The sequence below is a fragment of the Pseudomonas fluorescens genome, from assembly GCF_005938625.1.
GTDB classification, from domain to species: domain Bacteria; phylum Pseudomonadota; class Gammaproteobacteria; order Pseudomonadales; family Pseudomonadaceae; genus Aquipseudomonas; species Aquipseudomonas fluorescens_BD.
Genome location: NZ_VCNJ01000023.1, coordinates 71,998 through 95,386, shown reverse-complemented (window position 1 = coordinate 95,386; position 23,389 = coordinate 71,998). Strand labels below are relative to the sequence as shown.

The following is a 23,389-nucleotide window of genomic DNA, read 5'->3' as shown; positions in this document are numbered from 1 at the left end:
GCCGACGCTGAGGCAATTGTCAGTCGTCGAAGCCGGGTTGTTCGTGAATCTCATCAACATTCAGTTCCAGCCGATAGGCCACCGCCACAAACAACGCCTGACATAAACACAGCGTCGCACTCAGCGAACGAAAGGCGAGGGCGCTGCCTTCGTTGACCAGCAATACGCTGTTGGCGAGTTTTGCCAGTGGCGAGAGGTGGCTGTCGGTGAGGATCAGGGTGTTGGCCTGTTGCTGGCGGGCGAAGCGCAGGCAGTGTTGGGTTTCCTTGGCGTAGGGCACGAAGCTGATGGCGATGACCAGATCGTTGGCGCGCACGCTGCGCATTTGTTCTCGATAGCTGCCGCCGAGCCCGGACACCAGATGAATTTTTTTCTGAGTGTGTTGCAAGTTGTAAACGAGGTAGTCGGCGACGGCGAAGGAGCGGCGCACGCCGACGACATAAATGTTGTCGGCGTTGACGATCAGGTCGACGGCTTTTTCGAACGCGGCGTCGTCGAGTTCGCGACCCAGGCGTTCGATGCCGGAGCGGGTGGCGTCGATGCATTCGCGGGCGAGGTCGCCGGCGCTGGCTTGCTGCGACTGGTTGGCGATCATGCTGCGGATGCGTTGCTGGTAGTTTTGCACCGGCGAGGCTTTGTGCGTGTAGGCACTGCGGAACAGCGCCTGCATTTCGCTGAAGCCGCTGAAACCGAAGCGTTGCGAGAAGCGCACGATGGCGGACGGGTGCACTTCGCACTCGCGGGCGATGTCGCTGATGCGGTCGACCATGATCCGGTCGCTCTGTTGGCTGATGTAGCTGGCGATGCGTTTGAGCTGGCGCGGCAGGGCGTCGTATTCGTCGGTGATCAGTTGCAGCAGGCGCTCGGCATTGATCGGGGGGCTGGCGAGTGAGACCTCGTCGGTGGCCGGCAGATCGGGGCGGGGCATAGGTCATCCTTAAGGCTGTTTGATCACACGGTGGGCCTGATAGTAGTGGGGCTATTCCCGGTCTGCTTTGCTGAAACGATGCAGTGCGTGGTAAAAAATCGCGTCCGAACGCTGCGCGGTTAGCCGTTTGTCTTCTATATACAGCCGCTCGACTGAATTTCTTGCTATAAACGCACTCCGATTGCCCGTGTGAACCCTGTGTCAGAGCAGTTTCCGGGCTTTGTCGGACAAATTCCCTGTATTTACAGTTGCTGAGGCCTCATTCGGGCCTTAGACTGCCGCCCCTCGTAAATTGAGTGCCGGGTGGCATTTGCAATAAACGATGCCTTTTCGCCGACCGCACGCGGTTCGCCGAAACGCTCCCTAATTCGCCTTAATGCACGTTTTTTTATAGAGATATCAATGACAAAGGACAAGTTGCTGGCCATGCCGGCAGATGACTACATGAATGCCGAGCAGCACGCTTTCTTCACTGAGCTGTTGCAGAACATGAAAGTCGAAACCCACGAGCGCATTGAGCAAAATCGTATCGCCATCGAAAGCCTGGACACCCCGGCTGACCCGGCGGATGCGGCTTCGGTTGAAGAAGAGCGCACTTGGCTGGTGAACGCGATCGATCGCGACCAGCGCATGTTGCCGCAACTGGAACAAGCCCTTGAGCGCATCAAGGAAGACAGCTTTGGCTGGTGCGATGACAGCGGCGAGGCCATTGGCCTGAAGCGCCTGCTGATCAGCCCGACCACCAAGTACTGCATCGAAGCTCAAGAGCGTCACGAGCAGATCGACAAGCACCAGCGTCAGGCCTGATTCTGTGAGGTGACCCTTTAAATAGGGGCGCCTTGAAAAGATCGCAGCCTTCGGCAGCTCCCACACGGGCGTTGCTGGAGGCTGCGATCTTTGTTTTTGCTCGTCTGCAATAATCCCGAGCCGTTCCATTGACCTGCCACAGACCCCACGACTAACGGACCATGGATAATGGCGTTGTAGTGGCGTTTAATGCAGTCACAACAATGAGAACAAGCGTGGGGTGTTGATATGACGAGAGATGGATCTCTGGTTGGGGCTTTGCCTGCACCAGTGCTTTTGCCGAAAAACCGCTGGATCGCACCGACCCTGCAAAGCATCGCCCTGATGCTGTTGCTGGCCGGCATGTCCCTGGCCGAATGGTCGCTGTACATTGGCATGCCGCTGGCGGTGCTGATTGTCTGGCTGCCGCGCCTGCGTTCCCGCACCATCCCTGATGTTCAGCCTGCCGACAGCGGCAGCGCCATGTCCGAACTGACCCGCGATCTTTCCTACACCACCAGTCATAACGCTTTGTCGGCGGCTGGCGTGGCATTCTCGGTCAAGGAACTGGCGAGCAAACTCGAATCGCAACTCGATGCGGCGGCGCAGATCGTCAGCAATGCCGAGGTGATGATCGCCACCGAACACGCGACTTCGCAGCTCAGCCGTGCCGCACTTGAGGCGGCCAGTCAGGCGCATCACAGCAGCGCGGCGGGGCGCACGGAACTGGTGGACTCGATCGCGCGCATGCATCAACTCAGTCAGCGCGCCAATGCCAGCCGTGAATTGATCGAAGCCTTGAGCCTGCGCAGTGACGACATTCAGCGTGTGACTCTGGTGATTCAGTCGATTGCCAGCCAGACCAATCTGCTCGCATTGAACGCGGCGATCGAAGCGGCGCGGGCGGGTGAGCATGGTCGCGGTTTCGCCGTGGTGGCGGACGAAGTTCGCGGATTGGCGGCGCGCACAGCGTCGGCAACCGGTGAAGTGGGTGAGATGGTCGCCGACATTCAACAGCGTACAGCGCAAGTGGTGGAGCAGATTCGCGAGTTGTCGAGTGATCTGCAGATCGGTGTCGATCAGGTCGAGCATACCGGTCAGCATCTGGAGAACATCGCGCGACTGGCTGCCGGGGTGGAAACTCAGGTCGGTGAAATTGCGCAGGGCGCGGAAACCAATCGCGAGCAACTCGACAGCCTGTTTAAGGCGATTGAGCAAATGCGTAGCGATTTGGCGATCAGCGATCAACAGACTCGCCGCCTTGCCGCAGCGGCGGTGCAGATGGAAGGGCAGGCGGAAACCATCAGCGAGCGTCTGGCTGAAGTCGGTCTGGATGACTATCACCAGCGTATCTATGATCTGGCCCGCGAAGGGGCAAGCCAGATTGCCGCGCGTTTCGAAGCAGACGTCGATCAGGGGCGAATCAGTATTGAAGACTTGTTCGATCGCCAGTATCAGCCGATCCCGAATACCCATCCGGCGAAATTTCAAACCCGTTTCGACCGTTACACCGATCAGGTGCTGCCGGTGATTCAGGAGCCATTGTTGCCGCGTCACGAAGGGCTGGTATTCGCCATCGCCTGTACGCAGCAGGGTTATGTGCCGACGCACAATCAGCTGTTCAGTCAGCCGTTGACCGGCGATGCGCAGGTCGATGCTGTGAACAATCGCACCAAACGCAAGTTCGCTGATCGCACTGGTATTCGCTGCGGCAGCCATCAGCAACCGGTGTTATTGCAGACCTACACCCGCGACACCGGTGAACTGATGCATGACCTGTCGGTGCCGATCATGATCAAGGGCCGGCACTGGGGGGGATTGCGTCTGGGTTATAAGCCGGAAAAGCCGCGTTGAGGGATTGTTACTTCCGATGCAATGAATCTGTGCAGGGAGCTTGCTGTTTCCGACCGAAAGAAACCATTAATCTGACCGCTTAGTTAGGGTGCTAATGATTTCGGGAGGGCTGCATGCAGTGCAGAGTTGATGTTGCCGTGATGATCGGCAGTGGCGTACCGGCCGGTTTGCGCGCAATGGGTCCCAGCGTCTGCTGGGTGGTGTTACTCAATGGCGAGCGTCGTGGCACTGCGTTTGCCAGCCGCGACGAGGCTGAGGAGTGCAAGGCTGCATGGCTCGCGCAATTGCACTCCGAGCCATGTGACAGCCTTCACTGATCCGGGATTACTTGCCGCGATGCAGGCGCACATTCAGTTCGTCGACCATGACCGCTTCTTCACCATCGGCCCTTAACCATTCCTTGAGCAATTGCGCCTGTTGCGGCGACCAGAAGTCGGCGTCGATCAGTTTGGTGTTGGCATCCAGTGGATGCGCCTCGATGAAATCGTCGATTGCGTTATCTTCTGAAGGCAACCCCAGTTGATCGAACAGGGTTTTCAGATCGTATGCTGGCAGTTCCATCGTGTACTCCTTCGGTGGGCGCCGGTACGGCGCGGTCGATCACTCTCTTTATCTGAGGCAGCCATTCGCCAGGAGTTCGATCTTAGACTCAAGCGAACGGGCGAGGGCGCAGGCTTCGTTGTGATCTTCGCGGAAACCTCTTACACGCCCGGTCGATGTTTCTTTTATATGGAAAAAAGCATTGCCAGCAGGCACGACCTGGAAGCGCGGACAATGGTCATTGATATCGGTGACACGTAGTATCAGTGGCGATTCGATCCGTGCTTCAGCAGTCATGGCAAAGTGAGTCAGAGTGCACATATGAAGTCCTTTTCATCAGTTGGCCGCTATTTACAGGCCGTTTCGGGTAGTCGGAATGAGTATCGCTGCTCTAGAATCGCCAGTACCTGTTGACGACAGGGCTTATCTAAAGCAATTTTTCGCCAGCGATATGTCGGAAAAGTGCTTTTTTTCGTGAGAATTTTCCCTAAAGTTTGTAGTCAGACTGCTCTCGCCAGCGGTGAGGAATTTTCCTTCAAGCTTTGGCGACATCGGGATGAGTTTCGCGAGTGACAATCCAGTAGTCTTACGGACCTCGCGCTGAATGAGCACTCTGCTCTATTCGGGTTTTCATTTGAGTCATTTGGCAGTTACATCGGCCTGGCCGTTTTTTGCCGTGCGCGTTATCCGTGTGCGGTTCTTTCAGATGTGGGGATGTTTCTTTGGCAGTCAGTAATCTCGATATGCATGCTTTGTTCGTGTTGGGTGATTTGCGTGCAAAGCTGGTCAAGTTGTTCCAGTCGCGTTTTGTTTACATCACCGAGCAGAACGCCGAAGGCATTTACGTGGCCGAGATCGACACCGAAAGCGCCTTGGTGGTTGATGACAAACCGGGGCTCAAACTCAAGGTCGGCGATCATTTCAGTGCATCGGTCTTGCCCAGCCGCGAAGGCGGCAAGATGGATATCCGTTTTCGTGAAATCAAACTCACGGTCTATGGACTGGGCGATTACGCCTTCGTCGAAACCGCTGACGGACACGCGATCCTGTTCAAGGAAGGCCACAGCGTGGTGACGGTGTTCGCCGCGCATCAGCAATTGCAGGAAGGCCTGACCAAAACCCTGAAAGCCGTGACCGCCAAAGCCGCCAAGTGGCGCAAGGGTGAACTGGTGACGTTCAAGGCCAGCGAGTGAGCCGCGCGGATTTCCATACGCAGAACCTCGACACTGCACGCGAAGAGGCCCGGCGCTTGTACGCGGCCAAGGCCGAGTTGCAGGGCGCCTGGTTGAACTGGGTGGCTGCGCAGATCTATCAGTTGCGTCCCGCGGAATACGCCAGCATGGTCAGACGTGAGCTGCAAGGCCTGCAGGAAAAGTCTGATTCATAACCTCGTCCGGAGCGCGGCCCGGAAAAAGCAGGAACCTCGGCTACAGTCAGTTGACTGAGTATTCAGAGGCTTGCGGTCTTCTGTCAGGCCAACCTGCCATTGCTGTGAACAGCACGAGGTGCAATGCATGAACGGATTTCGACGGTTACTGGCCGCCAGCGTGGCCACGTTCGGTTTGCTGACATCAGCGCAATCGGTGACGGCCGCCCAGGCGCCGATCCATTTTGCCGACCTGAACTGGGAAAGCGGCAGCCTGATTACCGATGTGCTGCGGATCATCGTCGAGAAGGGCTACGGCTTGCCGACCGACACCTTGCCTGGCACCACCATCACGCTGGAAACCGCACTGGCCAACAATGATATTCAAGTCATTGGCGAAGAATGGGCCGGGCGCAGTCCGGTGTGGGTCAAAGCCGAGGCCGAAGGCAAAGTCGTTAGTCTCGGTGATACGGTCAAGGGTGCTACCGAGGGCTGGTGGGTGCCGGAATACGTGATCAAGGGCGACCCGGCCAAAGGCATCAAGCCGTTGGCGCCGGATCTGCGCAGTGTCAGTGATCTGAAGAAGTACAAGGATGTGTTCAAGGACCCGGAAACCCCGGGCAAGGGGCGGTTCCTCAACAGCCCGATCGGCTGGACCTCTGAAGTGGTCAACAAGCAGAAGTTGACGGCTTATGGGTTGCAGGACGATTACACCAATTTCCGCAGTGGCTCGGGTGCAGCGCTGGATGCTGAGATCAGTTCTTCGATTCGTCGCGGTAAGCCGGTGTTGTTCTACTACTGGTCGCCGACGCCTTTGCTCGGCAAGTTCAAACTGGTGCAACTGGAAGAGCCGCCGTTTGATGCCGAGGCGTGGAAGACGCTGACTGATGCTGATAACCCCAATCCGAAGCCGACCCGGTCGCTGGCATCGAAGCTGTCGATCGGTGTGTCTACGCCGTTTCAAAAGCAGTATCCGCAGATTGCAGAGTTTTTCAGCAAGGTGGATTTTCCGATTGAGCCATTGAACAAGGCGTTAGCCGATATGAGCGAGAAGCACACGGCGCCGCGTGATGCGGCGGTGGCGTTCATGAAGGCGCACCCGGATGTGTGGCAGGCCTGGTTGCCGAAGGATGTAGCGGAGAAGGTTTCGGCTGATTTGAAATAGAGGCTGTAGCGGCCGGCCTCTTCGCGAGCAAGCTCGCTCCCAAAATGAATATGTGTCGTTCACAACACTGTGGGAGCGAGCTTGCTCGCGAAGCTCTTAAAATTTCGTCATCACCGCCAATTCAAAGGTACGCGGCGTTCCCAAATAATACGCCGGGGACACATGTGCAAACTCGGCGTACACCTCATTGGTCAGGTTACGCACGCGCCCGGTCACAGTGGTGTGCGAATCAACCTTGTAGCTGAGGAAACTGCCGAACAAGGTGTACGACGGCACCGTCATGGTGTTCGCCGTGTCCGCATACACCGACGCGACATACCGCGCATCAACCCCACCTTGCCATTGCGGCGAAAAATCATAGGTCAGCCAAAGATTGCCGACCCGATCCGGCACGTTGGTTGGCGTGTTGCCCTTGCGTGACACCACCACGCCGGCAGCATTCTTTTCGGTGAAATCATCGTACTGCGCGTCGACCCAGGCGAAGTTGCCTTCGGCCAAAAGCTTGTCGGTGATTCGCAAAGAACTGGCGATTTCTACCCCTTTCGACGTCTGTTGACCGACCGGAATACTGCCGGCCGGATCTAACGGGTCGGTCACCGCGAAGTCCTTTCGCTCAATGGTGTAGGCGGCAATCGTCGCAGAACCACGCCCGTTCAGATAATCAAATTTGCTGCCGATCTCCCACTGTTTGCCGGTCGAGACGTCGAAGTCTTGCGTGCCGTTCGGTTGCTCGGCGGCGGTGCTGTATTGCACGTAGACGTTGGCCGATGGAATGAACTGGTAGGTCAAGCCAGCGCGGCCGGTAACCGGCTCCCAACTGCGCTTGAGGTGCTTGGGGTTGGCAGCGGTCACAGTGCGATGGTTGGTCACATCGAGGTCAATGTCGTCATAGCGCAGACCGGTGAGCAGCGACAGTTTGTCGGTCAACGCCAAACGGTTTTCCACGAACAATGCTTTGGTGGTGACCTCGTTGGTTTTGTCGCTGATCAGCTTGGGATTGGTGCCCGGGATGTCGTAGAAATGCCCCGGGCGATAATTGTTTGGGTCTACCGTGCTGGCACCTTTGACGTTCAGCGGCGAGTTGGTGGTCTGGTTGACCTTGTATTCGAAGCCCCCCGACCACGTCGTGTCGAGACCGAACAGCGTGTTGTCGTGACGCAGCTCGAACTGGTTGCCGTTCTGCTCGCCCTGATGACGCACTTGATAGGCGGTGGAGCGGTTCACCGCGGTGTTATCGGCGTTGTACTGGTAGGTTTCGAGGTTGCGGTAATCGCGCTGGCTGTCGAGGTGATACAGCGTGTTGCGCAGGGTGGTGCTGTCGTTGATTCGGTAGTCGATGATCGAACGGACCCAGATCGTTCGCTGCTCGTAACGACCGTCCTCGACGTTGTAGTTGTTGAAGCGGTTGTGTTTATCGATCTTCAACTCGCCGGCCTTGGGATTGAGCACGGGGGTGCCCCAGTACGGACTGTCTTCGTGCTCGTCCTGATATTCCAGCGCCAACGTGTGCGACAGGTCGGGCGTGAGATCGCTGAGCAGCGAGAACGCCACGCTCCAGGCATCGCGCTCCTGGCGGTCGATGTAGCCGTTGCTGGTGTTGTGGCTGACGTCGAGGCGCGCGTAGTGCTGCACATCGGCGCTCGGATCGGTCAGCGCGTGGTTGAGGCCGAAGGCGGTTTCGGTGGTGTCGTAGCTGCCGTAGCTGACCCGGCCTTCAACGGCTTGTTCATCGCGGGTGGCGAGTTTGGTCACGTAATTCAGCGAACCGCCGACCGAACCTGCGCCGTTGATCAGTGATGAGGGACCACCGACCAGTTCGACCCGATCATAGATCCACGAATCGACCGGCCGCGCGAGACCGCCGGAAACGTTGATGCCGTTGAACATCTGGGTGATCTGGCTGCTGGTGAAGCCACGGTACGACACGAATCCACCGAAACCCGGCGGCGCACTGGCGTTCACCCCGGGCAAGGTGTTGGCAGCGTCCTGGAAGTTTTGCGCGCCATGACGCTCGATGTCGTTGCGATTGGCGATGGCCACCGATGCCGGTGTGTCACGCACACTCAAACCCAGACGCGAGGCCATGCCGCTGGATTGGTCGAGGCTCAGGCCCGGTTCTGCGCCGGACTCGCCATCAATGGTGATCGGCGCCAGATCCACGGTGGATTGCGCCCAGACGTTAACGGACAGGCAGCCGCACAGGCTCGCCAGTAGAGTGAGTCGTTTCATCATTGAATCCTGAATGCTTGTCTAGGAGTCAGCGCACAGGCGAACGCCGCGCGTTGGCGCAGTGGGCTGACAAATCAAAAAGGCAGAGACACTCAGGCGAGCGGAGGGGCGCGGGGGTTGGCCGAAGGCCAGGTGAAGCGAGCAGGGAGGTCAGCGCTGACAATCGGCGCCAGCGGCGGGCTGTGCTGTTCCGGCAGGATTGCCAGTGTCAGGCTGGAATTGAACGCGGGGCCCATGCCGCCGCCGACCGAGCACAACGGGCAGCCGAAGGCCTTGGACAGGGTTGGCAGTTGTTCTTCGGTGGGATTGCTGGCGAGTGGCGCTTGGGTGGCCGGGTCGACTGTACAGAACTGGCCGCCGATGCCGTTGAGCTGCATGCCGATCATTTGTCCGTGACCGATGCTGCAGGCGAACACGTTGAACAGGACGCAGCAATAAAGCATCCAGGCCAGCAGTGAGCGATCGGAACGGGAGAATTTCATGGGGCGGCACTTTACCGTACCGCTGATCGGTCGTGCACTTGAAAAAAATCCGACTAGGATGATTTGTTCAAATCCCTTTCCAAGGATTTCAACCATGACCTTTGTGTTGGCTCAATGGCTGGTGACAACGTTTGCGGTAATCGCCTTGATGCACGTGTATTGGGCGTTGGGTGGACAGTGGGCGGCAGCGGTGGTGGTACCGCAGGTGCCGGTGCGCGGATTTGTCGCATCGGTGCGGCCGGCCTTCAAGCCTTCGGGCTGGCTCACGTTGATCGTGGCGGCGGCGTTGCTGGTGATTGCGGCATTGGTGTGCATGCGGGTTGGCTGGGGAGTGCCGGCGGTGACGCACAAGGCGCTGCAATGGGTGATCAGCGCGATTGCACTGTTGATGTTTGCCAGGGCGATTGGTGATTCGCATCTGGTGGGGTTTTTCAAGGATGTGAAAGGTTCACGGTTTGCGCGGCTGGACACCTGGGTGTATTCGCCGTTGTGTGCGGTGTTGGGGGTGGGGTTGTTGGCGGTGGCTTGGGTCTAGAAAAGCAAGATCAAAAGATCGCAGCCTTCGGCAACTCCTACAGGGGGGAGCGCATTCCAATGTAGGAGCTGCCGAAGGCTGCGATCTTTTAACGGTTCAGCTACCGCTTTCGGTCCGGCGGCTACTGACCTCAGCCGGCACATCATCCCCAGCCATGCGCTTGCGGAACAACGCCGCCCGCGCCAGCAGCAAAGTAGTCACCGGCACGGTGATCGCGAGCAGAATCGGAATCAGCCAGGCATGCACCACCGGCCCGGACTTCAGCGCCGAAAAGCAGATGATCGAAGCCAGCGCCACACACCACGCGCCCAGCGTTGAAGCAAGTGCCGGCGGGTGCATGCGCTGGAAATAATCCTTCATGCGCAATAACCCGATCGCACCGATCAACGCGAACAGACCGCTGAGTACCAGCAGGATCGCCACCGGAATCTCGACCCACAGCGACAATTCAGCATTCATTCGATCACCTCGCCACGTAGCAGGAACTTCGCCAAGGCAAACGAGCCGACGAAGCCGAACAGCGCAATCAGCAGCGCCGCTTCGAAGTAAGTGTCACTGGAATAACGAATGCCCAGAGTCAGCATCATCAGCATCGCGACGATGTACAGGTAATCCAGCGCCAAGACTCGATCCTGCGCCGACGGGCCTTTGAACAGGCGCACCAGCGTCAGCACCATCGCCAGCGAGAACAGGAACAGCGTCAGCAGAATCGCGTTCGACAGTAATGGGCTCATTCGAAAATCTCCATCAACGGCCGCTCGTAGGTGCTCTTGAAGTGCTCGATGAACTGCGCTTCGTCATCCAGATCCCAGACGTGCAGCAACAGAATGCTGCGATCCAGCGACAGCTCCGACCAAACCGTGCCGGGCACTACCGTGCAGATCATTGCTAGCGTCGCCAGGCCGTGAGCATCGCGTAAGTCCAGTGGCACTTTGACAAAGCCTGAACGCGGCGGGCGACGACTCGCGTTGAGCACGCCCCACGCAACGATCAGGTTGGACGTCACCACGTCACGGCCCACGAGCAGGAACAGGCGCAGGATCGTTCCAGGGCGGCGAATGCGTACCTGTTTCGGACGCAGTTTGCGCATCATCAACGGTGCAGCAAAACCCAGTATCGCGCCGAGCAGCAGATTGCCCGGGCTGATCGACAGGTTCAGGGTCAGCCACAAGACGCACAGTGCCAGCGACAACAACGGAGCAGGAAATACACGCTTCATGGCTGCACCTCCAGCATCACCGACTTGGCTTCCGGGCTCGGTACCGCACGGGTGCCCAGTACCGCCATCACGTATTGCTGCGGATTATTCAGCGCCTCGGCGGTGGCTTGGGTGTAACGCAGCAGCGGTTCAGCCTTGAAGGTCAGGACGATGCTCAGCCCCAGCAACAGGAAGATCGGCGCGCATTCTAGTTTGCGCAGCAGCGGCGAAGGGCGCTCTTCGGGCGTCCAGAAGCGCTGGATACCGAGGCGTGAGAACGCCATCAGCGACGCCAGCCCGGTGAGGATCAGCAGTGCCAGCAACGCCCATGCTGCGTTGGAAATCGGCGCACCGGTGCCTATGCCCAGCGGATTGAGCAATGCCCCGATCAGGCTCAGTTTGCCGATGAAGCCCGACAGCGGCGGCATGCCAATGATCAGCAGGGCGCAAGCAATGAAGCTCAGGCCGAGAAACGCCATGGTCCACGGAATGACCTGACCGACCACGGCTTTCTGCTCGTCATCGAGGTTGATGCCTTTGGGTGGCTGCAGGGATTCCTGCGGGCGCGGCAGCAGTTCGCTTTCGTCTTCCAGCGGGATCTCGTTGGCCGAGCGCGAACGCTCGATCAACTCGGCCAGCAGGAACAGTGCACTCAACGCCAGAGTCGAGCTGACCAGATAGAACAGCGCTGCGCCGATCAGGTTCGGCTGGGCGAAACCGACGGCGGACAGCAGAATCCCCGCCGACACCAGAATGCTCAGGCTGGCCATGCGCTCCAGGCGTTGCGCGGCGAGAATCGCCAGCCCGGCGCAGACCATGGTCGCCATGCCGCCATAGATCAGCCAGTCGCCACCGAAGAACGCGGAGGCCCCGGCCTGCCCGGAAAACAGTAGCGTCCACAGACGCAGCAACGTGTACACGCCGACCTTGGTCATGATCGCGAACATCGCCGCCACCGGTGCACTGGCCGAAGAGTAAGCGGGCACTAGCCAGAAGTTCAGCGGCCACATACCGGCCTTGGCCAGGAACGCGACGGCGAGAATCCCCGCACCGGCGTGCAGCAAGCCACGGTCGGCTTCAGGTACCAGCGGAATCTTCAGCGCCAGATCGGCCATGTTCAAGGTGCCGGTAACACCGTAAATCAGTGCCGCGCCGATCAGAAACAGCGACGAGGCCAGCAGGTTGATCGAGATGTAATGCAGCCCCGACGAGACCCGCGCCCGACCCGATCCATGCAACAGCAACCCATAAGACGCGGCGAGCAGCACTTCGAAGAACACGAACAGGTTGAACAGATCCGCCGTCAGGAACGCGCCGTAAAGGCCCATCAACTGAATCTGGAACAGCGCGTGGAAACTCGAACCCGCGCCATCCCAACGGGCCATGGCAAACAGCAGGGCGCTGACGCCGATGATCCCGGTCAGCACCAGCATCAGCGCCGACAGCCGATCGACCACCAGCACAATGCCGAACGGCGCCTGCCAGTTGCCCGGCAGGTAAACGCCAATGGAACCGGGCACGCCCGTGGTTTGCGTCCATTGCAGCAACAGCACCGAAATGAACAGGCCGACGAGGCTGGAGAACAGGTTGATTTTCGCCTTCAGCGGCCGGTGCCGTTCACCGAGCATCAGCATGATGGCGGCGGTCAGCAGCGGCAGCAGGATCGGTGCGGCGATCAGGTGAGTCATCGCCATCATTCTTTAGGCTCCCGGCCATCGACGTGGTCGGTGCCGGTCAAGCCGCGCGAGGCGAGCAGCACGACGAGGAACAACGCGGTCATAGCGAAGCTGATGACGATTGCGGTGAGTACCAGTGCCTGTGGCAGCGGGTCGGTGTAGTGCAGCAAGTCCTGGGTCACGCCATCCTTGATCACCGGCTCCTTGCCGATGAACAGGCTGCCCATGCTGAAGATGAACAGGTTGACGCCATACGAAAGCAGGCACAGGCCCATAACCACCTGGAACGTCCGTGGCCGCAGGATCAGCCAGACACCGGACGCGGCGAGCACGCCGATGGCGATTGCGATGACTTCTTCCATCAGACGGCTCCCTTGGTGGCGACGGACTTGGGCAGCGATGCGGTCTTGTGACCCCGCACCGATTGGTGGGCGAGGGCAGTGAGGATCAACAGCGTCGAGCCGACCACCACGCCGTACACGCCAATGTCGAAGAACAATGCGCTGGCGATATGTATGTCACCCAGCAGTGGCAAGCTGAAATGCCAGGTATGCGTGGTCAGGAACGGATAACCGACCAGCATCGCGCCCAGCCCGGTGGCGGTGGCGAAGAGTAATCCGGTGCCCATCCAGCGCAGCGGCCGCAGGCTCATTTGCGCCTCGACCCACTGCGTTCCGGCGACCATGTATTGCAGGATGAACGCCACCGACATCACCAACCCGGCGACGAAACCACCGCCCGGCTGGTTGTGCCCACGCATGAACAGGTAGAACGACACCACCAGAGCAATCGGCAGCAGCAGACGCACCAGCACCGCCGGCACCATCATGAAACCGAGCGCGGTGTCGCTGGCCGAGCGCGGGTTGACCAGATCGGTGACCACGTCCGGCGCCAGCAGGCGTTGCTGAGCTGGCAGTTGCAGGCTTTCTTTCGGGGGGCGGAAACGCCGTAGAAGGGCGAACACGGTCAGGGCCACGGCGACCAGTACGGTGATTTCACCGAGGGTATCGAAGCCGCGGAAGTCCACCAGCATCACGTTGACCACGTTGCTGCCGCCACCCTCGGGCATGGCGCGGCTGAGATAGAACGAGGAAATGTCGTTCGGTGTCTGCCGCGTCAGCATCGCGTAGGACAGCAGCGCCATACCGCCACCGACGGCAATCGACAGCAGCAAGTCGCGCAGACGACGAATGCGCGCCTTGCGCAGGCTGCCTGGCAGTGGCGAGACTTCTTCGATACGGCGCGGCAACCAGCGCAGGCCGAGCAGGATCAGCACGGTGGTGACCACTTCGACCGCCAGTTGCGTCAGGGCCAGATCCGGCGCGGAAAACCAGACAAAGGTGACGCAGGTCATCAAACCGCAGACGCTGACCATGGTCAGGGCCGCCAGACGGTGATACTTGGCCTGCCACGCGGCGCCGAGGGCGCAGGTAATCGCCAGCAGCCACAGGGTCACGAAGACGATCGAGCCGGGAATTTTCGGCCGGTCGCCCCAGCTCAGGCTGCTGTGCAACATCGGGATCAGACCGGCGAGCACCGCCGCCAATACCATCAGGAACAATTGCATCTGCAGACGCTTGGTGCCGAGTCGCCGCTCGAGGCGCCGGGCCAGGCGCATCATCACCACGAGGCTGCGCTCGAACAGGCGCTTGCCGTTGAAACGGCCTACCAGTGGCGGGTATTTGAAGCGTCCGCGCTTGAGCTGATTGCGCAGCAACAGATAGACGACGATGCCGCCGGACATGGCGATCAGGCTCATGATCATTGGTGCGTTGAGGCCGTGCCAGATCGCCAGGCTGTATTCCGGCAAGGTGCCGCCAACGACTGGCAACGCAGCAGCGGCAAGCAACGGGCCGACGATCTGCGCGGGGAAAATCCCCACCAGCAAGCAAGTGAACACCAGCAACTCGACCGGGGCACGCATCCAGCGCGGTGGCTCGTGCGGGGTGTGCGGCAGGTCGGTGGCCGGCGGACCGAAGAACACATCGACGGTGAAACGCAGCGAGTAGGCAACGCTGAACGTACCGGCGATGGTCGCAACAATCGGCAACGCCGCTTCGACCCACGCTGTGGCATTGATGAACACGGTCTCGGCGAAGAACATCTCTTTCGACAGGAAACCGTTAAGCAATGGCACGCCTGCCATCGAGGCGCTGGCAACCATGGCCAGCGTCGCGGTGAAGGGAATCAGTTTGATCAGGCCGCTGAGCTTGCGGATATCGCGGGTGCCGCTTTCGTGGTCGATGATGCCTGCGGCCATGAACAGCGAGGCTTTGAAGGTCGCGTGGTTGAGTATGTGGAACACCGCCGCCACGGCAGCCAGCGGACTGTTCAGGCCCAGCAACAGGGTGATCAAGCCGAGATGGCTGATAGTCGAGTAAGCGAGCAGACCCTTGAGGTCGTTCTGGAACATCGCGCAATAGGCGCCGAGCAACAGCGTACACGCGCCGGCCCCGCTGACGATGTAGAACCATTCTTCACTGCCTGACAGCGACGGCCACAGGCGCGCAAGCAGGAAAACCCCGGCCTTGACCATGGTGGCAGAGTGCAGATAGGCGGAGACGGGTGTCGGCGCCGCCATCGCATGGGGCAGCCAGAAGTGGAAGGGGAACTGCGCACTTTTGCTGAGTGCGCCGATAAGAATGAGGGGTAAAAGAATAGGGTAGAGGGCGTGTGCACGAATCATGTCGCCGGCGGCCAGGACCTTGTCGAGGTCATAGCTGCCGACGACATGGCCGAGAATCATGACCCCCGCCAGCAGGCATAGTCCGCCGGCACCGGTGACCATCAGCGCCATATAAGCACCGCGACGGGCGTCGGCGCGGTGGTGCCAATAGCCGATCAGCAGGAACGAGAAGAGACTGGTCAGCTCCCAGAAAAACACGATCTGGATCAGGTTGCCGGAGATCACCAGACCGAGCATGGCGCCCATGAACGCTAGGAAAAACGCGAAGAAGCGCGGCACCGGATCGTCCGGCGACATGTAATAACGCGCATAGAGAGAGACGAGGGTGCCGATGCCGAGCACCAGCATGGAGAACAACCAGGCGAAACCGTCCATGCGCAGGACGAAGTTCAGGCCGAGGCTGGGCAGCCACATGAATTCTTCGCGGATCACGCCGCCGTGGGCAATTTGCGGGTACAACATCGCGACCTGGACGGTGCCGATCAAAGCGACCAGGCCTGCCAGCAGGGATTCGGTATTACGCGCGTTGTGAGGCAGCACCGCTGCCAGACAGCTGCCAATGAATGGCAGAAGCAGTAGAACTATCAGGGACATAGGCTTCTAATCTGCGGAAGTTTGTGAAGCATCATACGTGCCAGCTCCCCGATCACCAAACGCCAGGATGTCTCAGAATCCTACAAAGTAGTCTGGAATTTTCTGTTTGGCATTGTTTCAGGGCGATGACGTTGTGGCAGATGGCCCTTTCGCGAACAGGCTCGCTCCCACATTGGAATGTATTTCAAAATGTGGGAGCGAGCCTGCTCGCGAAAGCGTCGGGTCAGACGCTGAAGATGTTGGGATTAACCCTGCGCTTCTCGCTCCAGCTCAACTTCTGCTTCAGCAACCTTACCCTTGGTCTTCAACTCACTGACAATCACCGCCGCCACAATCAACCCTGCGCCCACCAACGCAATCGCCGGCAAGCGCTCCCCGGCAATCCGCCCGACAATCCCGGCCCACACCGGCTCACCCGCGTAGATCAGCGTTGCCCGAGTTGGCGAGACACTCTTCTGCGCCCAGTTCATCGCTACCTGAATCGCCGCACTCGCTGCGCCCAGCCCCAGCGCGGTTACCAGCAGGGTCCAGGAAAAATCCGGAATGGCTTCACCGGTCGGCACCACCAACAGGAACGACAGCACGGACGTCGTTGCCAGTTGCACAACGGTCACCCGGCGCACATCGACCTGGCCGGCATAGGTGCTGATCAGAATGATTTCGGCGGCAATGGCGATGGCGCTGATCAGCGTGGCGATTTCACCCGGACTGAAATTCAGCGCAGCCCCGGACGGCCCCGACAGCAGCATCAACCCGGTAAACGCCAGCATGATGCCGATGCTCGGCATTAGCCCCGGCCGCCGTCCCAGCACCAGCCATTGCAGCAACGGTACGAACGGCACGTACAGCGCGGTGATGAACGCCGACTGACTGCTCGGGATCGTTTGCAAACCGACCGTCTGCAAGCCGTAACCGAGCATGATCGCCACGCCGATGAAGGCCCCAGCCTTGAGTTCGAACAGTGTCAGTTCGCGCAAATGCCGCCATGAGAACAGCGCGACGATGGCCGCCGCAGCGGCGAAGCGCAGACCCACGAAAAACATCGGTCCGCTGACCGTCATCGCATGCTGAACCAGCAGGAAGGTGCCGCCCCAGACCATGGTGATCAGTACCAGCACGCACTCGGCTTTGCTGAAACGAGAGAAACGAAGGGGAGTGGGGGAGCTGTTCTGCGACGTCATGACCTTGCGCACTATAAAAAGGAGGCCGCACAATGCGCCCAACGTTGCGCAGTATACTGCCCAACCTCACCGAGTGAGCAATATAGTGCACAAAGATTCAACTCAACGGGCGTCCGTCCTGCAACACGTTAGCCTGAATGTGCGGCGTCTACGGCATGCCGCCGACATGAGCCAGACTGCGCTGGCGGAAAAATCCGGGGTCAGCCGGCGCATGCTGGTGGCGATCGAGGCGGGTGAAAAGAACGTCAGCCTGACCACTCTCGACCGCGTCGCCGAGGCGCTTGATGTGGCGTTCAGCGATCTGATTCAGGCGCCGGATGCGCGTGATCCGAGCCGCATCAACGAGGTGGCCTGGGCAGGAACCCACCCGGGCAGTAAAGCGGTGTTGCTCTCCAAAGCCACGGCGACCCGCGAAGTCGAGCAATGGGAATGGTGCCTGCAACCCGGTGAGGTCTATCCGTCGCAAGCGGATGCCGAGGGCTGGAGCGAGCAGATTTTCGTCTTTGAAGGTTGCCTGACGCTGATGCTCGGCGACCAGCCGCAGCACATCGGCACTGGGGAGTTCTTTATGTTTGCCAGCAATCAACCGCACTCCTATCGCAATGATGGGGATGTTGCGGTGCGGTTTGTTCGCAATGTGGTGATTTGAATGAGTCAGAGCGCAGACATCCTGATTATCGGCGGTGGCCTCAGCGGCACGATGCTGGCAGTGCAATTGTTGCGTCTGCCAGGCCGGCGCAAGACTCTGATCATTGAACCGCGTGCTGAGTTGGGAAGGGGCGAGGCCTACAGCGCGGTCGAGTTGGGTCACACGCTCAACGGCAACGCCGCGCGAATGAGCGTCGATCCGGATAATCCTGATGATCTGACGCAATGGCTTACCGAGCACATTGCCGGCGGTGGCTGGCCTGAATCGGCCGAGCAGAATGTACCGGTCAGCGAACTGTTTCCACCGCGTGGATTGTTCGGCGTTTATGTGCAGCAGCGTCTGGCCGAAGCGCGCATTGCCGGAATGCAAAATGGCTCGAGCGCTGAGCACATCCGCGCGGAGGTCGTCGATCTGCAAGTCGATACCGGTTCGGTGCAGCTCACACTGAGCGATGGGCAATCATTGCACGGAGCCTGCGCGGTGCTGGCAACCGGTATGTTCCCCGCAGCACGAACCCCGCAGAAAGCTTCCAGTGGCCTCAACGCCGCCGCCCTCGATCCCTGGGATGTTGCGGCCATGCGCCAGCTCGATCCGCAATCCACCGTGCTGATCATCGGTTCCGGCCTGACCATGGTCGATGCCGTGGTGTCGTTGGAACAGGCCGGGCATCGCGGGCCGATTGAAGTGTTTTCGCGGCATGGTTTGTTGCCTCACGTGCGCCGGCAACCGCCGGTTTGGGTGGACTTTCTTGGCAACGATCACAGCCTGCGCACACCGCGGCAGTTATTGCGCGAATTGCGTCGGCAATGCCATGCAGCCATGGCACAAGGCATCGATTGGCAGGCGCCGCTGGACACGGTTCGCGTGCACATCGCTCGGTTGTGGAGTCAGGCGACTGACAGGCAGCGTCGACAATTCGTACGGCATGTGCGGCCGTGGTGGGAAAGTCATCACCACCGTTCGCCGCCGTTGAGTGCGGCGCTGGTTGAGCGTCTTTATAAAAAAGGGCGATTGCGCATTCAGGCAGCTTCTTTCAAAGGGCTGGAGCCGAGCCCGGAAGGTGGCGTGAGCATTCGTGTTCGGCGTCGCGGGGAGTCTGAAACGTGCGTCGTGCAGGGCGCTGCGTTGATCAATTCCAGTGGCATCGAATACGACTGGCGCCGGGTGGCGCGACCGTTGCCGCAGCAGGTGCTTGCACGCGGTCTGGTGCAGTCGGGGCCATTGGCGTTGGGAATTGCGGCGGCAGTGGACGGTGCGGTGCTGGATGCCGAGGGGCATGCGGCTGACCGCTTGTTTGCGATGGGGCCGCCGTTGCGCGGGATGTGGTGGGAGAGTACGGCGGTGACGGATGTGGCGTTGCAGGCCAAGGCGTTGGCGGCGCGGTTGGTGGGATGAGGTTGATGGTGTTCTATCGGGCCTCTTCGCGAGCAGGCTCGCTCCCACAGGGATTCAGGTTGTAAACACCATTTGTGCCACGCCACAGAACCTGTGGGAGCAAGCTTGCTCGCGAAGGGGTCATCTGATTCAACACCTCTGTTGACTGGAAGACCGCTATCGATGGCAAGCCAGCTCCCACATGGATTGTGTGATGGCTTAAAGGTTACGCCACCACTCGATAACACGGCACATACGCCGCGCCACCCGGCAGTTTCATCCGGTGCTGGGCGACGAAGGCTTTGAGCAGCGCGTCGAGCGGTTGCATGATCGCCGCATCACCACGGATCTGGTAAGGCCCGTGTTCTTCGATCAGACGAATGCCCTTGTCCTTGACGTTGCCGGCAACGATCCCGGAGAACGCCCGACGCAGGTTGGCCGCCAGTTCGTGCGGTGGCTGGTCGCGGTGCAGTTTCAGGTTGGCCATGTTCTCGTGGGTCGGATCGAACGGACGCTGGAAGCCTTCGTCGATTTTCAGCAGCCAGTTGAAGTGGAACGCATCGTTGCGCTCGCGACGGAACTGCTTCACCGCTTTCAGCCCTTGGGTCATCTGCCGCGCCACTTCGGCCGGGTCGTCGATGATGATTTCGTAGTGCTGCTTGGCTGCTTCGCCGAGGGTCGCGGTGACGAAGGCGTCGAGCTGCTCCAGATACGGCGCGGCATGTTTCGGCCCGGTAAGGATTACCGGGAACGGCAGGCCTGCGTTGTCCGGGTGCATGAGGATGCCGAGCAGATAGAGGAACTCTTCAGCCGTACCCGCGCCGCCCGGGAAGATAATGATGCCGTGGCCAACACGGACGAACGCTTCCAGACGTTTTTCGATGTCCGGCAGGATAACCAGCTCGTTGACGATCGGGTTCGGCGCTTCGGCGGCGATGATGCCCGGCTCGGTCAGACCCAGATAACGCCCGCCGTGGATACGCTGTTTGGCGTGGGCGATGGTTGCGCCTTTCATCGGGCCTTTCATCACGCCGGGGCCGCAACCGGTGCAGATGTCGAGGCTGCGCAGGCCCAGTTCGTGGCCGACTTTCTTGGTGTATTTGTATTCTTCGGTGTTGATCGAGTGGCCGCCCCAGCACACGACGATCTTCGGCTCGACACCCGGGCGTAGGGTGCGCGCGTTACGCAGCAGGTGGAAAACGTAGTCGCTGATGCCCTGCGAGGTGGTCAGGTCGATGCGTTGGCTGTCGAGTTCGTTTTCGGTGTAGACAATGTCGCGCAGGGCGCTGAAGAGCATTTCGCGAGTGCTGGCGATCATTTCGCCGTCGACGAAGGCGTCGGCCGGAGCGTTCAGCAGCTCCAGGCGTACGCCGCGATCCTGTTGGTGAATGCGGATTTCGAAGTCCTTGTAGGCTTCGAGGATGGTCTTGGCGTTATCGACATGGGCGCCGGTGTTGAGGATGGCCAGGGCGCACTGGCGGAAGAGGGTGTAGGTGCTGCCGGATCCGGCTTCGCTCAGTTGCTGAACTTCACGTTGAGAAAGGGTTTCCAGGCTGCCTTTCGGGCTGACCGAGGCATTGATTACGTGTCGTTGGGTCATGCAATGATCCTTAAAACGATGTCATCCCAAAACCAGGCGAATGGCATCCGAATAGTGTGTATCCATGAATGAAGATGGCACGATCTGCGCTGTACCGCCATGTCCCCGTTGGACGCTGAAAAGATGAAAAGGAGCCCCAGCATAGCTAAATCCGCGCTAGAGGCGATAATGCGCCGGCCGGTTTTTTCAGTTAGCCCTTTTGTCGCTCAAGGAAGTCATTTGTGATGTTCGAGATTCAGCCGATGGACGCCGCCACCTTTCGCCAGCAGACCCGACGCAGCACGATCATCATCGCCGTGCTGTTCTTGGTGCTGGCGATGCTGTTTTCCAGCGTGGCGGTGGCGCTGTTCGGCGAGCCTGGCGGCGATAACCTGCGCTTCAATGTCGGTGGGGTGTTTGTCGCGTTTCTGCTGACGGCTGCGTTACTGCGCGGGCGCTTCTGGAATCAGAGCTGGATGGCGCCAGCGGTGTATAGCTGGCGCCTCAAGCGCAGTCTGATGAGCATCACCAATGTGATGCATCAGGTCACTGCGGCGGTGGAGCAGAACGATCCGACGGCCATGAAAGTGCTGCGTTTCTATCATCTTGGGTTGACGCAGATGCATGAACTGGACGGTAACTCCAGCGATCATGGGCAACTGTGGCACGAAGCCGAAGCGCACAAGGAACGGATGCAGGCGCTGGGACTCGATACCGAGCAGACGCGCCTGGATCCGGCCTGGCTCGGAGCCTTGAAGCCGACGTCGCGCTGATTACAGCGCTCGACGCAGCTTCCACGAACGGATCAAGCGGCCATATACCAGCAGGTTCACCGCCAGTACCACGCTGCCGAGCGCCAGTTGAATCTGCGGGGTGAGCCCGGCTGGGTAGATGATCGGCCAGATGTAATGCTCGATGAAGCCGCCCGCGTATTCGGTCAGCCCGGCAGCGTGGCGCATGAGGTTTTCCCAGTAGGTCAGCGGGCAGGTCAAGTGCAGCACCTCGACAGCCACGCCCCAGGCGGCAGCCGGCAAATGCAGCCACATCAATCGCGGCCATTTGAGCACCAGCAGCCCGCCAAACAGCACGAACAAAATGAAGCACAAGTGGAACAGCACCAGCCCGTCGGCTGCGATTCGGTACAGCATGTCGTCTCCCTGACGCAATTGTGAATGGCGCTATGTTACGCCGGTCAGGAGATCAAAGGTCAGTGCGAAAATCAGCGAATTGCGCGCGCATCCGGCCGATTTCCCACAAGTGCGCAAGATTGTTCAAGCCAAAAAGGCGAAATGGCTGGCACAGTCTTCGACCGTTTTCCTGGTTGAAGAACGTTTATGTCTGATTCTCTTATGCCGCGCAGTGCGTTCCTTCGCGGCGCTGCGGCAATCATGCCGTTGTCTCTGGCCACCGCGCCTTGGGGGCTGCTGGCCGGCTCCATGGCGATCGAAGCCAATCTCACGCCGCTGCAAGGCCAAGGCTTGTCGAGCATTGTGTTTGCCGGGGCGGCGCAATTGGTGGCGATCGGCATGCTCAAGGGCGGCGCGGGGATTTTTTCGATTCTGTTGACCACGCTGCTGCTGACGTCGCAGCACCTGCTGTATGGCATGAGCATGCGTTCGGTGATTTCGCCGCTGCCGGGGCGCTGGCGCATAGGTCTGGGCTTTTTGCTCACCGATGAGTTGTTTGCGCTGACCAGTCAACATGATCGCCAGCAGTTCAACCGCTGGTATGCGCTGGGCGTCGGTTTGACTTTCTACATCGCGTGGAATCTGTTCACCCTCGCCGGCATTGTCCTCGGCAGCAGCATTCCCGGGCTTGAGCACTTGGGACTGGATTTTTCGATTGCCTCCACGTTTATCGCGTTGATCACGCCGGTGGTGCGTAACGTACCGACGGTGGTGTGTGTGGCGGTGTCGCTGTTTTGTTCGGTGCTGTTCAGTTACTGGCAATGGGGCTCGGCCCTGGTGTTGTCCGGGCTGGCCGGAATGACCGCAGGGTTTATCTGCAACAAGCTGTATCGGGAGCGTACATGATGGTTTGGGCGGTGATTTTTGGCATGGGGCTGTTGGTGTTTCTCAATCGCTACGTGTTTCTCGAGCCGCGTTTGCCAGTACGTCTGAGCAGCAATGCGCGACAGTTTCTCGGGTTTGCAGTACCGGGGATGCTCACTGCGATCTGCGGGCCGATTGTCTTCATGCCCGACAAACAATTGAATCTGCAGTGGGACAATCCGTATCTGCTTAGTTCGCTGGTGGCGATCGCACTGGTGATCTACACGCGCAGTACTTTGCTCAGCATGTTGTTGAGCATGGGGTTCTTCTTCTTGCTGCGCTGGTGGCTGTAAGTTGTCTGTTCTACGCTTTAGTGATGAAGGGTTACTGATAGCGGGAGGTGCACATGGCGACTGAGAAAAACCATCCAGACACGGATGACGAAGATACGGACGAACCAACGCAAGAAGAAATAGAGCGTGAAAAGCACAAGGAACAGACCTGGAAGCACGATGATGGCCGAGAGCTTTCCGATCCTGATCGCAAGTTTTGAGTGACTTTTACGAAAAAGCCCCG

General features: G+C 59.5%; 27 protein-coding genes. 13 read left to right on the top strand and 14 right to left on the bottom strand.

Features of this window, described 5'->3' with window-relative positions; translation table 11 throughout:
- Window positions 1-19: 19 nt before the first annotated feature.
- Window positions 20-928: a MurR/RpiR family transcriptional regulator gene (locus tag FGA82_RS15015; protein ID WP_102902071.1), complete on the bottom strand. Its 909-nt coding sequence runs from the start codon at window positions 926-928 to the stop codon at window positions 20-22.
- A gap of 402 nt (window positions 929-1,330) precedes the next feature.
- Between FGA82_RS15015 and FGA82_RS15010 the strand changes: the two genes are divergently transcribed.
- The 3 genes from FGA82_RS15010 to FGA82_RS15000 all read left to right on the top strand — a co-directional run bounded on the left by FGA82_RS15010 (window position 1,331) and on the right by FGA82_RS15000 (window position 3,885).
- The gene (locus FGA82_RS15010; RefSeq protein WP_003225981.1) at window positions 1,331-1,735 is read left to right on the top strand and encodes a TraR/DksA family transcriptional regulator; all 405 of its coding nucleotides are present in this window, start codon (window positions 1,331-1,333) and stop codon (window positions 1,733-1,735) included.
- A gap of 228 nt (window positions 1,736-1,963) precedes the next feature.
- Window positions 1,964-3,568 (top strand): methyl-accepting chemotaxis protein, encoded by a 1,605-nt coding sequence (locus FGA82_RS15005; RefSeq protein WP_141127665.1) that lies wholly within the window; start codon window positions 1,964-1,966, stop codon window positions 3,566-3,568.
- A 113-nt stretch (window positions 3,569-3,681) separates the two neighbouring features.
- Window positions 3,682-3,885 carry a hypothetical protein gene (locus tag FGA82_RS15000; RefSeq protein WP_141127664.1) on the top strand — a complete coding sequence of 68 codons (204 nt, stop codon included), beginning with the start codon at window positions 3,682-3,684 and terminating at the stop codon, window positions 3,883-3,885.
- Window positions 3,886-3,892: 7 nt separating this feature from the next.
- On the opposite strand, the gene FGA82_RS14995 is transcribed toward FGA82_RS15000, so the two are convergent.
- On the bottom strand, window positions 3,893-4,129 hold the full coding sequence (locus FGA82_RS14995; protein ID WP_141127663.1) for a DUF2789 family protein: 237 nt from the start codon (window positions 4,127-4,129) through the stop codon (window positions 3,893-3,895).
- A 48-nt stretch (window positions 4,130-4,177) separates the two neighbouring features.
- Complete coding sequence (locus FGA82_RS14990) at window positions 4,178-4,429, bottom strand: hypothetical protein (RefSeq protein ID WP_141127662.1); 252 nt, start codon at window positions 4,427-4,429, stop codon at window positions 4,178-4,180.
- Window positions 4,430-4,851: 422 nt separating this feature from the next.
- Between FGA82_RS14990 and FGA82_RS14985 the strand changes: the two genes are divergently transcribed.
- The 3 genes from FGA82_RS14985 to FGA82_RS14975 all read left to right on the top strand — a co-directional run bounded on the left by FGA82_RS14985 (window position 4,852) and on the right by FGA82_RS14975 (window position 6,639).
- Complete coding sequence (locus FGA82_RS14985; protein WP_052178306.1) at window positions 4,852-5,301, top strand: hypothetical protein; 450 nt, start codon at window positions 4,852-4,854, stop codon at window positions 5,299-5,301.
- Window positions 5,298-5,495, top strand: coding sequence for a hypothetical protein (locus FGA82_RS14980; protein ID WP_141127661.1), 198 nt, complete (start codon window positions 5,298-5,300; stop codon window positions 5,493-5,495). Before FGA82_RS14985 ends, FGA82_RS14980 begins: the two co-directional genes overlap by 4 nt.
- A gap of 127 nt (window positions 5,496-5,622) precedes the next feature.
- Entirely contained in the window at window positions 5,623-6,639 is a 1,017-nt protein-coding gene (locus tag FGA82_RS14975) for an ABC transporter substrate-binding protein (protein WP_141127660.1), read from the top strand.
- A gap of 96 nt (window positions 6,640-6,735) precedes the next feature.
- Here FGA82_RS14975 and FGA82_RS14970 read toward each other — a convergent pair whose 3' ends face one another.
- Together FGA82_RS14970 and FGA82_RS14965 are read right to left on the bottom strand one after the other, a co-directional pair.
- The gene (locus FGA82_RS14970; RefSeq protein WP_141127659.1) at window positions 6,736-8,868 is read right to left on the bottom strand and encodes a TonB-dependent receptor; all 2,133 of its coding nucleotides are present in this window, start codon (window positions 8,866-8,868) and stop codon (window positions 6,736-6,738) included.
- A 92-nt stretch (window positions 8,869-8,960) separates the two neighbouring features.
- The gene (locus FGA82_RS14965; protein ID WP_141127658.1) at window positions 8,961-9,350 is read right to left on the bottom strand and encodes a DUF2946 domain-containing protein; all 390 of its coding nucleotides are present in this window, start codon (window positions 9,348-9,350) and stop codon (window positions 8,961-8,963) included.
- Window positions 9,351-9,444: 94 nt separating this feature from the next.
- Between FGA82_RS14965 and FGA82_RS14960 the strand changes: the two genes are divergently transcribed.
- Entirely contained in the window at window positions 9,445-9,885 is a 441-nt protein-coding gene (locus FGA82_RS14960) for a DUF3995 domain-containing protein (protein ID WP_141127657.1), read from the top strand.
- Between the two features lie 96 nt (window positions 9,886-9,981).
- Here FGA82_RS14960 and FGA82_RS14955 read toward each other — a convergent pair whose 3' ends face one another.
- From FGA82_RS14955 to FGA82_RS14925, 7 genes are all read right to left on the bottom strand, one after another.
- A complete protein-coding gene (locus FGA82_RS14955) occupies window positions 9,982-10,344 on the bottom strand; it encodes a Na+/H+ antiporter subunit G (RefSeq protein WP_122600082.1) in 363 nt (120 codons plus the stop codon).
- Window positions 10,341-10,619, bottom strand: a complete 279-nt coding sequence (locus tag FGA82_RS14950) for a K+/H+ antiporter subunit F (protein WP_007910754.1) — start codon at window positions 10,617-10,619, stop codon at window positions 10,341-10,343. Before FGA82_RS14950 ends, FGA82_RS14955 begins: the two co-directional genes overlap by 4 nt.
- A complete protein-coding gene (locus FGA82_RS14945) occupies window positions 10,616-11,104 on the bottom strand; it encodes a Na+/H+ antiporter subunit E (RefSeq protein ID WP_141127656.1) in 489 nt (162 codons plus the stop codon). The genes FGA82_RS14950 and FGA82_RS14945 overlap by 4 nt, the downstream gene beginning before the upstream one ends.
- The gene (locus FGA82_RS14940) at window positions 11,101-12,780 is read right to left on the bottom strand and encodes a monovalent cation/H+ antiporter subunit D (protein WP_141127655.1); all 1,680 of its coding nucleotides are present in this window, start codon (window positions 12,778-12,780) and stop codon (window positions 11,101-11,103) included. Before FGA82_RS14940 ends, FGA82_RS14945 begins: the two co-directional genes overlap by 4 nt.
- Entirely contained in the window at window positions 12,777-13,121 is a 345-nt protein-coding gene (locus FGA82_RS14935) for a Na+/H+ antiporter subunit C (protein ID WP_007910763.1), read from the bottom strand. The genes FGA82_RS14940 and FGA82_RS14935 overlap by 4 nt, the downstream gene beginning before the upstream one ends.
- Window positions 13,121-16,039: a monovalent cation/H+ antiporter subunit A gene (locus FGA82_RS14930; RefSeq protein ID WP_141127654.1), complete on the bottom strand. Its 2,919-nt coding sequence runs from the start codon at window positions 16,037-16,039 to the stop codon at window positions 13,121-13,123. The genes FGA82_RS14935 and FGA82_RS14930 overlap by 1 nt, the downstream gene beginning before the upstream one ends.
- Window positions 16,040-16,284: 245 nt before the next feature.
- Window positions 16,285-17,220, bottom strand: a complete 936-nt coding sequence (locus FGA82_RS14925; RefSeq protein ID WP_141127653.1) for a DMT family transporter — start codon at window positions 17,218-17,220, stop codon at window positions 16,285-16,287.
- Between the two features lie 85 nt (window positions 17,221-17,305).
- Here FGA82_RS14925 and FGA82_RS14920 point away from each other — a divergent pair, with 85 nt between their 5' ends.
- Window positions 17,306-17,869 carry a helix-turn-helix domain-containing protein gene (locus FGA82_RS14920; protein ID WP_141127652.1) on the top strand — a complete coding sequence of 188 codons (564 nt, stop codon included), beginning with the start codon at window positions 17,306-17,308 and terminating at the stop codon, window positions 17,867-17,869.
- Window positions 17,870-19,264, top strand: a complete 1,395-nt coding sequence (locus tag FGA82_RS14915; RefSeq protein WP_141127651.1) for an FAD/NAD(P)-binding protein — start codon at window positions 17,870-17,872, stop codon at window positions 19,262-19,264.
- A gap of 205 nt (window positions 19,265-19,469) precedes the next feature.
- On the opposite strand, the gene ppnN is transcribed toward FGA82_RS14915, so the two are convergent.
- The gene (gene ppnN, locus FGA82_RS14910) at window positions 19,470-20,843 is read right to left on the bottom strand and encodes a nucleotide 5'-monophosphate nucleosidase PpnN (protein WP_105704980.1); all 1,374 of its coding nucleotides are present in this window, start codon (window positions 20,841-20,843) and stop codon (window positions 19,470-19,472) included.
- 224 nt (window positions 20,844-21,067) lie between these two features.
- Here ppnN and FGA82_RS14905 point away from each other — a divergent pair, with 224 nt between their 5' ends.
- On the top strand, window positions 21,068-21,595 hold the full coding sequence (locus tag FGA82_RS14905; protein WP_141127650.1) for a DUF3087 domain-containing protein: 528 nt from the start codon (window positions 21,068-21,070) through the stop codon (window positions 21,593-21,595).
- Here FGA82_RS14905 and FGA82_RS14900 read toward each other — a convergent pair whose 3' ends face one another.
- Window positions 21,596-21,970, bottom strand: a complete 375-nt coding sequence (locus tag FGA82_RS14900; RefSeq protein ID WP_141127649.1) for a DUF2784 domain-containing protein — start codon at window positions 21,968-21,970, stop codon at window positions 21,596-21,598.
- A gap of 186 nt (window positions 21,971-22,156) precedes the next feature.
- Here FGA82_RS14900 and FGA82_RS14895 point away from each other — a divergent pair, with 186 nt between their 5' ends.
- From FGA82_RS14895 to FGA82_RS32110, 3 genes are read left to right on the top strand one after another with little or no spacing between them, the layout of a single operon-like run.
- On the top strand, window positions 22,157-22,855 hold the full coding sequence (locus FGA82_RS14895; protein WP_141127648.1) for an AzlC family ABC transporter permease: 699 nt from the start codon (window positions 22,157-22,159) through the stop codon (window positions 22,853-22,855).
- Window positions 22,855-23,166: an AzlD domain-containing protein gene (locus FGA82_RS14890; RefSeq protein ID WP_171057292.1), complete on the top strand. Its 312-nt coding sequence runs from the start codon at window positions 22,855-22,857 to the stop codon at window positions 23,164-23,166. The genes FGA82_RS14895 and FGA82_RS14890 overlap by 1 nt, the downstream gene beginning before the upstream one ends.
- A gap of 53 nt (window positions 23,167-23,219) precedes the next feature.
- Window positions 23,220-23,366, top strand: coding sequence for a hypothetical protein (locus tag FGA82_RS32110; protein WP_171057291.1), 147 nt, complete (start codon window positions 23,220-23,222; stop codon window positions 23,364-23,366).
- The last annotated feature ends 23 nt before the right edge of the window (window positions 23,367-23,389 follow it).

Coding starts and splice junctions, on each gene's coding strand:
- FGA82_RS15015 (WP_102902071.1), bottom strand. CDS start 928: ATGCCCCGCCCCGATCTGCCGGCCACCGACGAGGTCTCACTCGCCAGC.
- FGA82_RS15010 (WP_003225981.1), top strand. CDS start 1,331: ATGACAAAGGACAAGTTGCTGGCCATGCCGGCAGATGACTACATGAAT.
- FGA82_RS15005 (WP_141127665.1), top strand. CDS start 1,964: ATGACGAGAGATGGATCTCTGGTTGGGGCTTTGCCTGCACCAGTGCTT.
- FGA82_RS15000 (WP_141127664.1), top strand. CDS start 3,682: ATGCAGTGCAGAGTTGATGTTGCCGTGATGATCGGCAGTGGCGTACCG.
- FGA82_RS14995 (WP_141127663.1), bottom strand. CDS start 4,129: ATGGAACTGCCAGCATACGATCTGAAAACCCTGTTCGATCAACTGGGG.
- FGA82_RS14990 (WP_141127662.1), bottom strand. CDS start 4,429: ATGTGCACTCTGACTCACTTTGCCATGACTGCTGAAGCACGGATCGAA.
- FGA82_RS14985 (WP_052178306.1), top strand. CDS start 4,852: ATGCATGCTTTGTTCGTGTTGGGTGATTTGCGTGCAAAGCTGGTCAAG.
- FGA82_RS14975 (WP_141127660.1), top strand. CDS start 5,623: ATGAACGGATTTCGACGGTTACTGGCCGCCAGCGTGGCCACGTTCGGT.
- FGA82_RS14970 (WP_141127659.1), bottom strand. CDS start 8,868: ATGAAACGACTCACTCTACTGGCGAGCCTGTGCGGCTGCCTGTCCGTT.
- FGA82_RS14965 (WP_141127658.1), bottom strand. CDS start 9,350: ATGAAATTCTCCCGTTCCGATCGCTCACTGCTGGCCTGGATGCTTTAT.
- FGA82_RS14960 (WP_141127657.1), top strand. CDS start 9,445: ATGACCTTTGTGTTGGCTCAATGGCTGGTGACAACGTTTGCGGTAATC.
- FGA82_RS14955 (WP_122600082.1), bottom strand. CDS start 10,344: ATGAATGCTGAATTGTCGCTGTGGGTCGAGATTCCGGTGGCGATCCTG.
- FGA82_RS14950 (WP_007910754.1), bottom strand. CDS start 10,619: ATGAGCCCATTACTGTCGAACGCGATTCTGCTGACGCTGTTCCTGTTC.
- FGA82_RS14945 (WP_141127656.1), bottom strand. CDS start 11,104: ATGAAGCGTGTATTTCCTGCTCCGTTGTTGTCGCTGGCACTGTGCGTC.
- FGA82_RS14940 (WP_141127655.1), bottom strand. CDS start 12,780: ATGATGGCGATGACTCACCTGATCGCCGCACCGATCCTGCTGCCGCTG.
- FGA82_RS14935 (WP_007910763.1), bottom strand. CDS start 13,121: ATGGAAGAAGTCATCGCAATCGCCATCGGCGTGCTCGCCGCGTCCGGT.
- FGA82_RS14930 (WP_141127654.1), bottom strand. CDS start 16,039: ATGTCCCTGATAGTTCTACTGCTTCTGCCATTCATTGGCAGCTGTCTG.
- FGA82_RS14925 (WP_141127653.1), bottom strand. CDS start 17,220: ATGACGTCGCAGAACAGCTCCCCCACTCCCCTTCGTTTCTCTCGTTTC.
- FGA82_RS14915 (WP_141127651.1), top strand. CDS start 17,870: ATGAGTCAGAGCGCAGACATCCTGATTATCGGCGGTGGCCTCAGCGGC.
- ppnN (WP_105704980.1), bottom strand. CDS start 20,843: ATGACCCAACGACACGTAATCAATGCCTCGGTCAGCCCGAAAGGCAGC.
- FGA82_RS14905 (WP_141127650.1), top strand. CDS start 21,068: ATGTTCGAGATTCAGCCGATGGACGCCGCCACCTTTCGCCAGCAGACC.
- FGA82_RS14900 (WP_141127649.1), bottom strand. CDS start 21,970: ATGCTGTACCGAATCGCAGCCGACGGGCTGGTGCTGTTCCACTTGTGC.
- FGA82_RS14895 (WP_141127648.1), top strand. CDS start 22,157: ATGTCTGATTCTCTTATGCCGCGCAGTGCGTTCCTTCGCGGCGCTGCG.
- FGA82_RS14890 (WP_171057292.1), top strand. CDS start 22,855: ATGGTTTGGGCGGTGATTTTTGGCATGGGGCTGTTGGTGTTTCTCAAT.
- FGA82_RS32110 (WP_171057291.1), top strand. CDS start 23,220: ATGGCGACTGAGAAAAACCATCCAGACACGGATGACGAAGATACGGAC.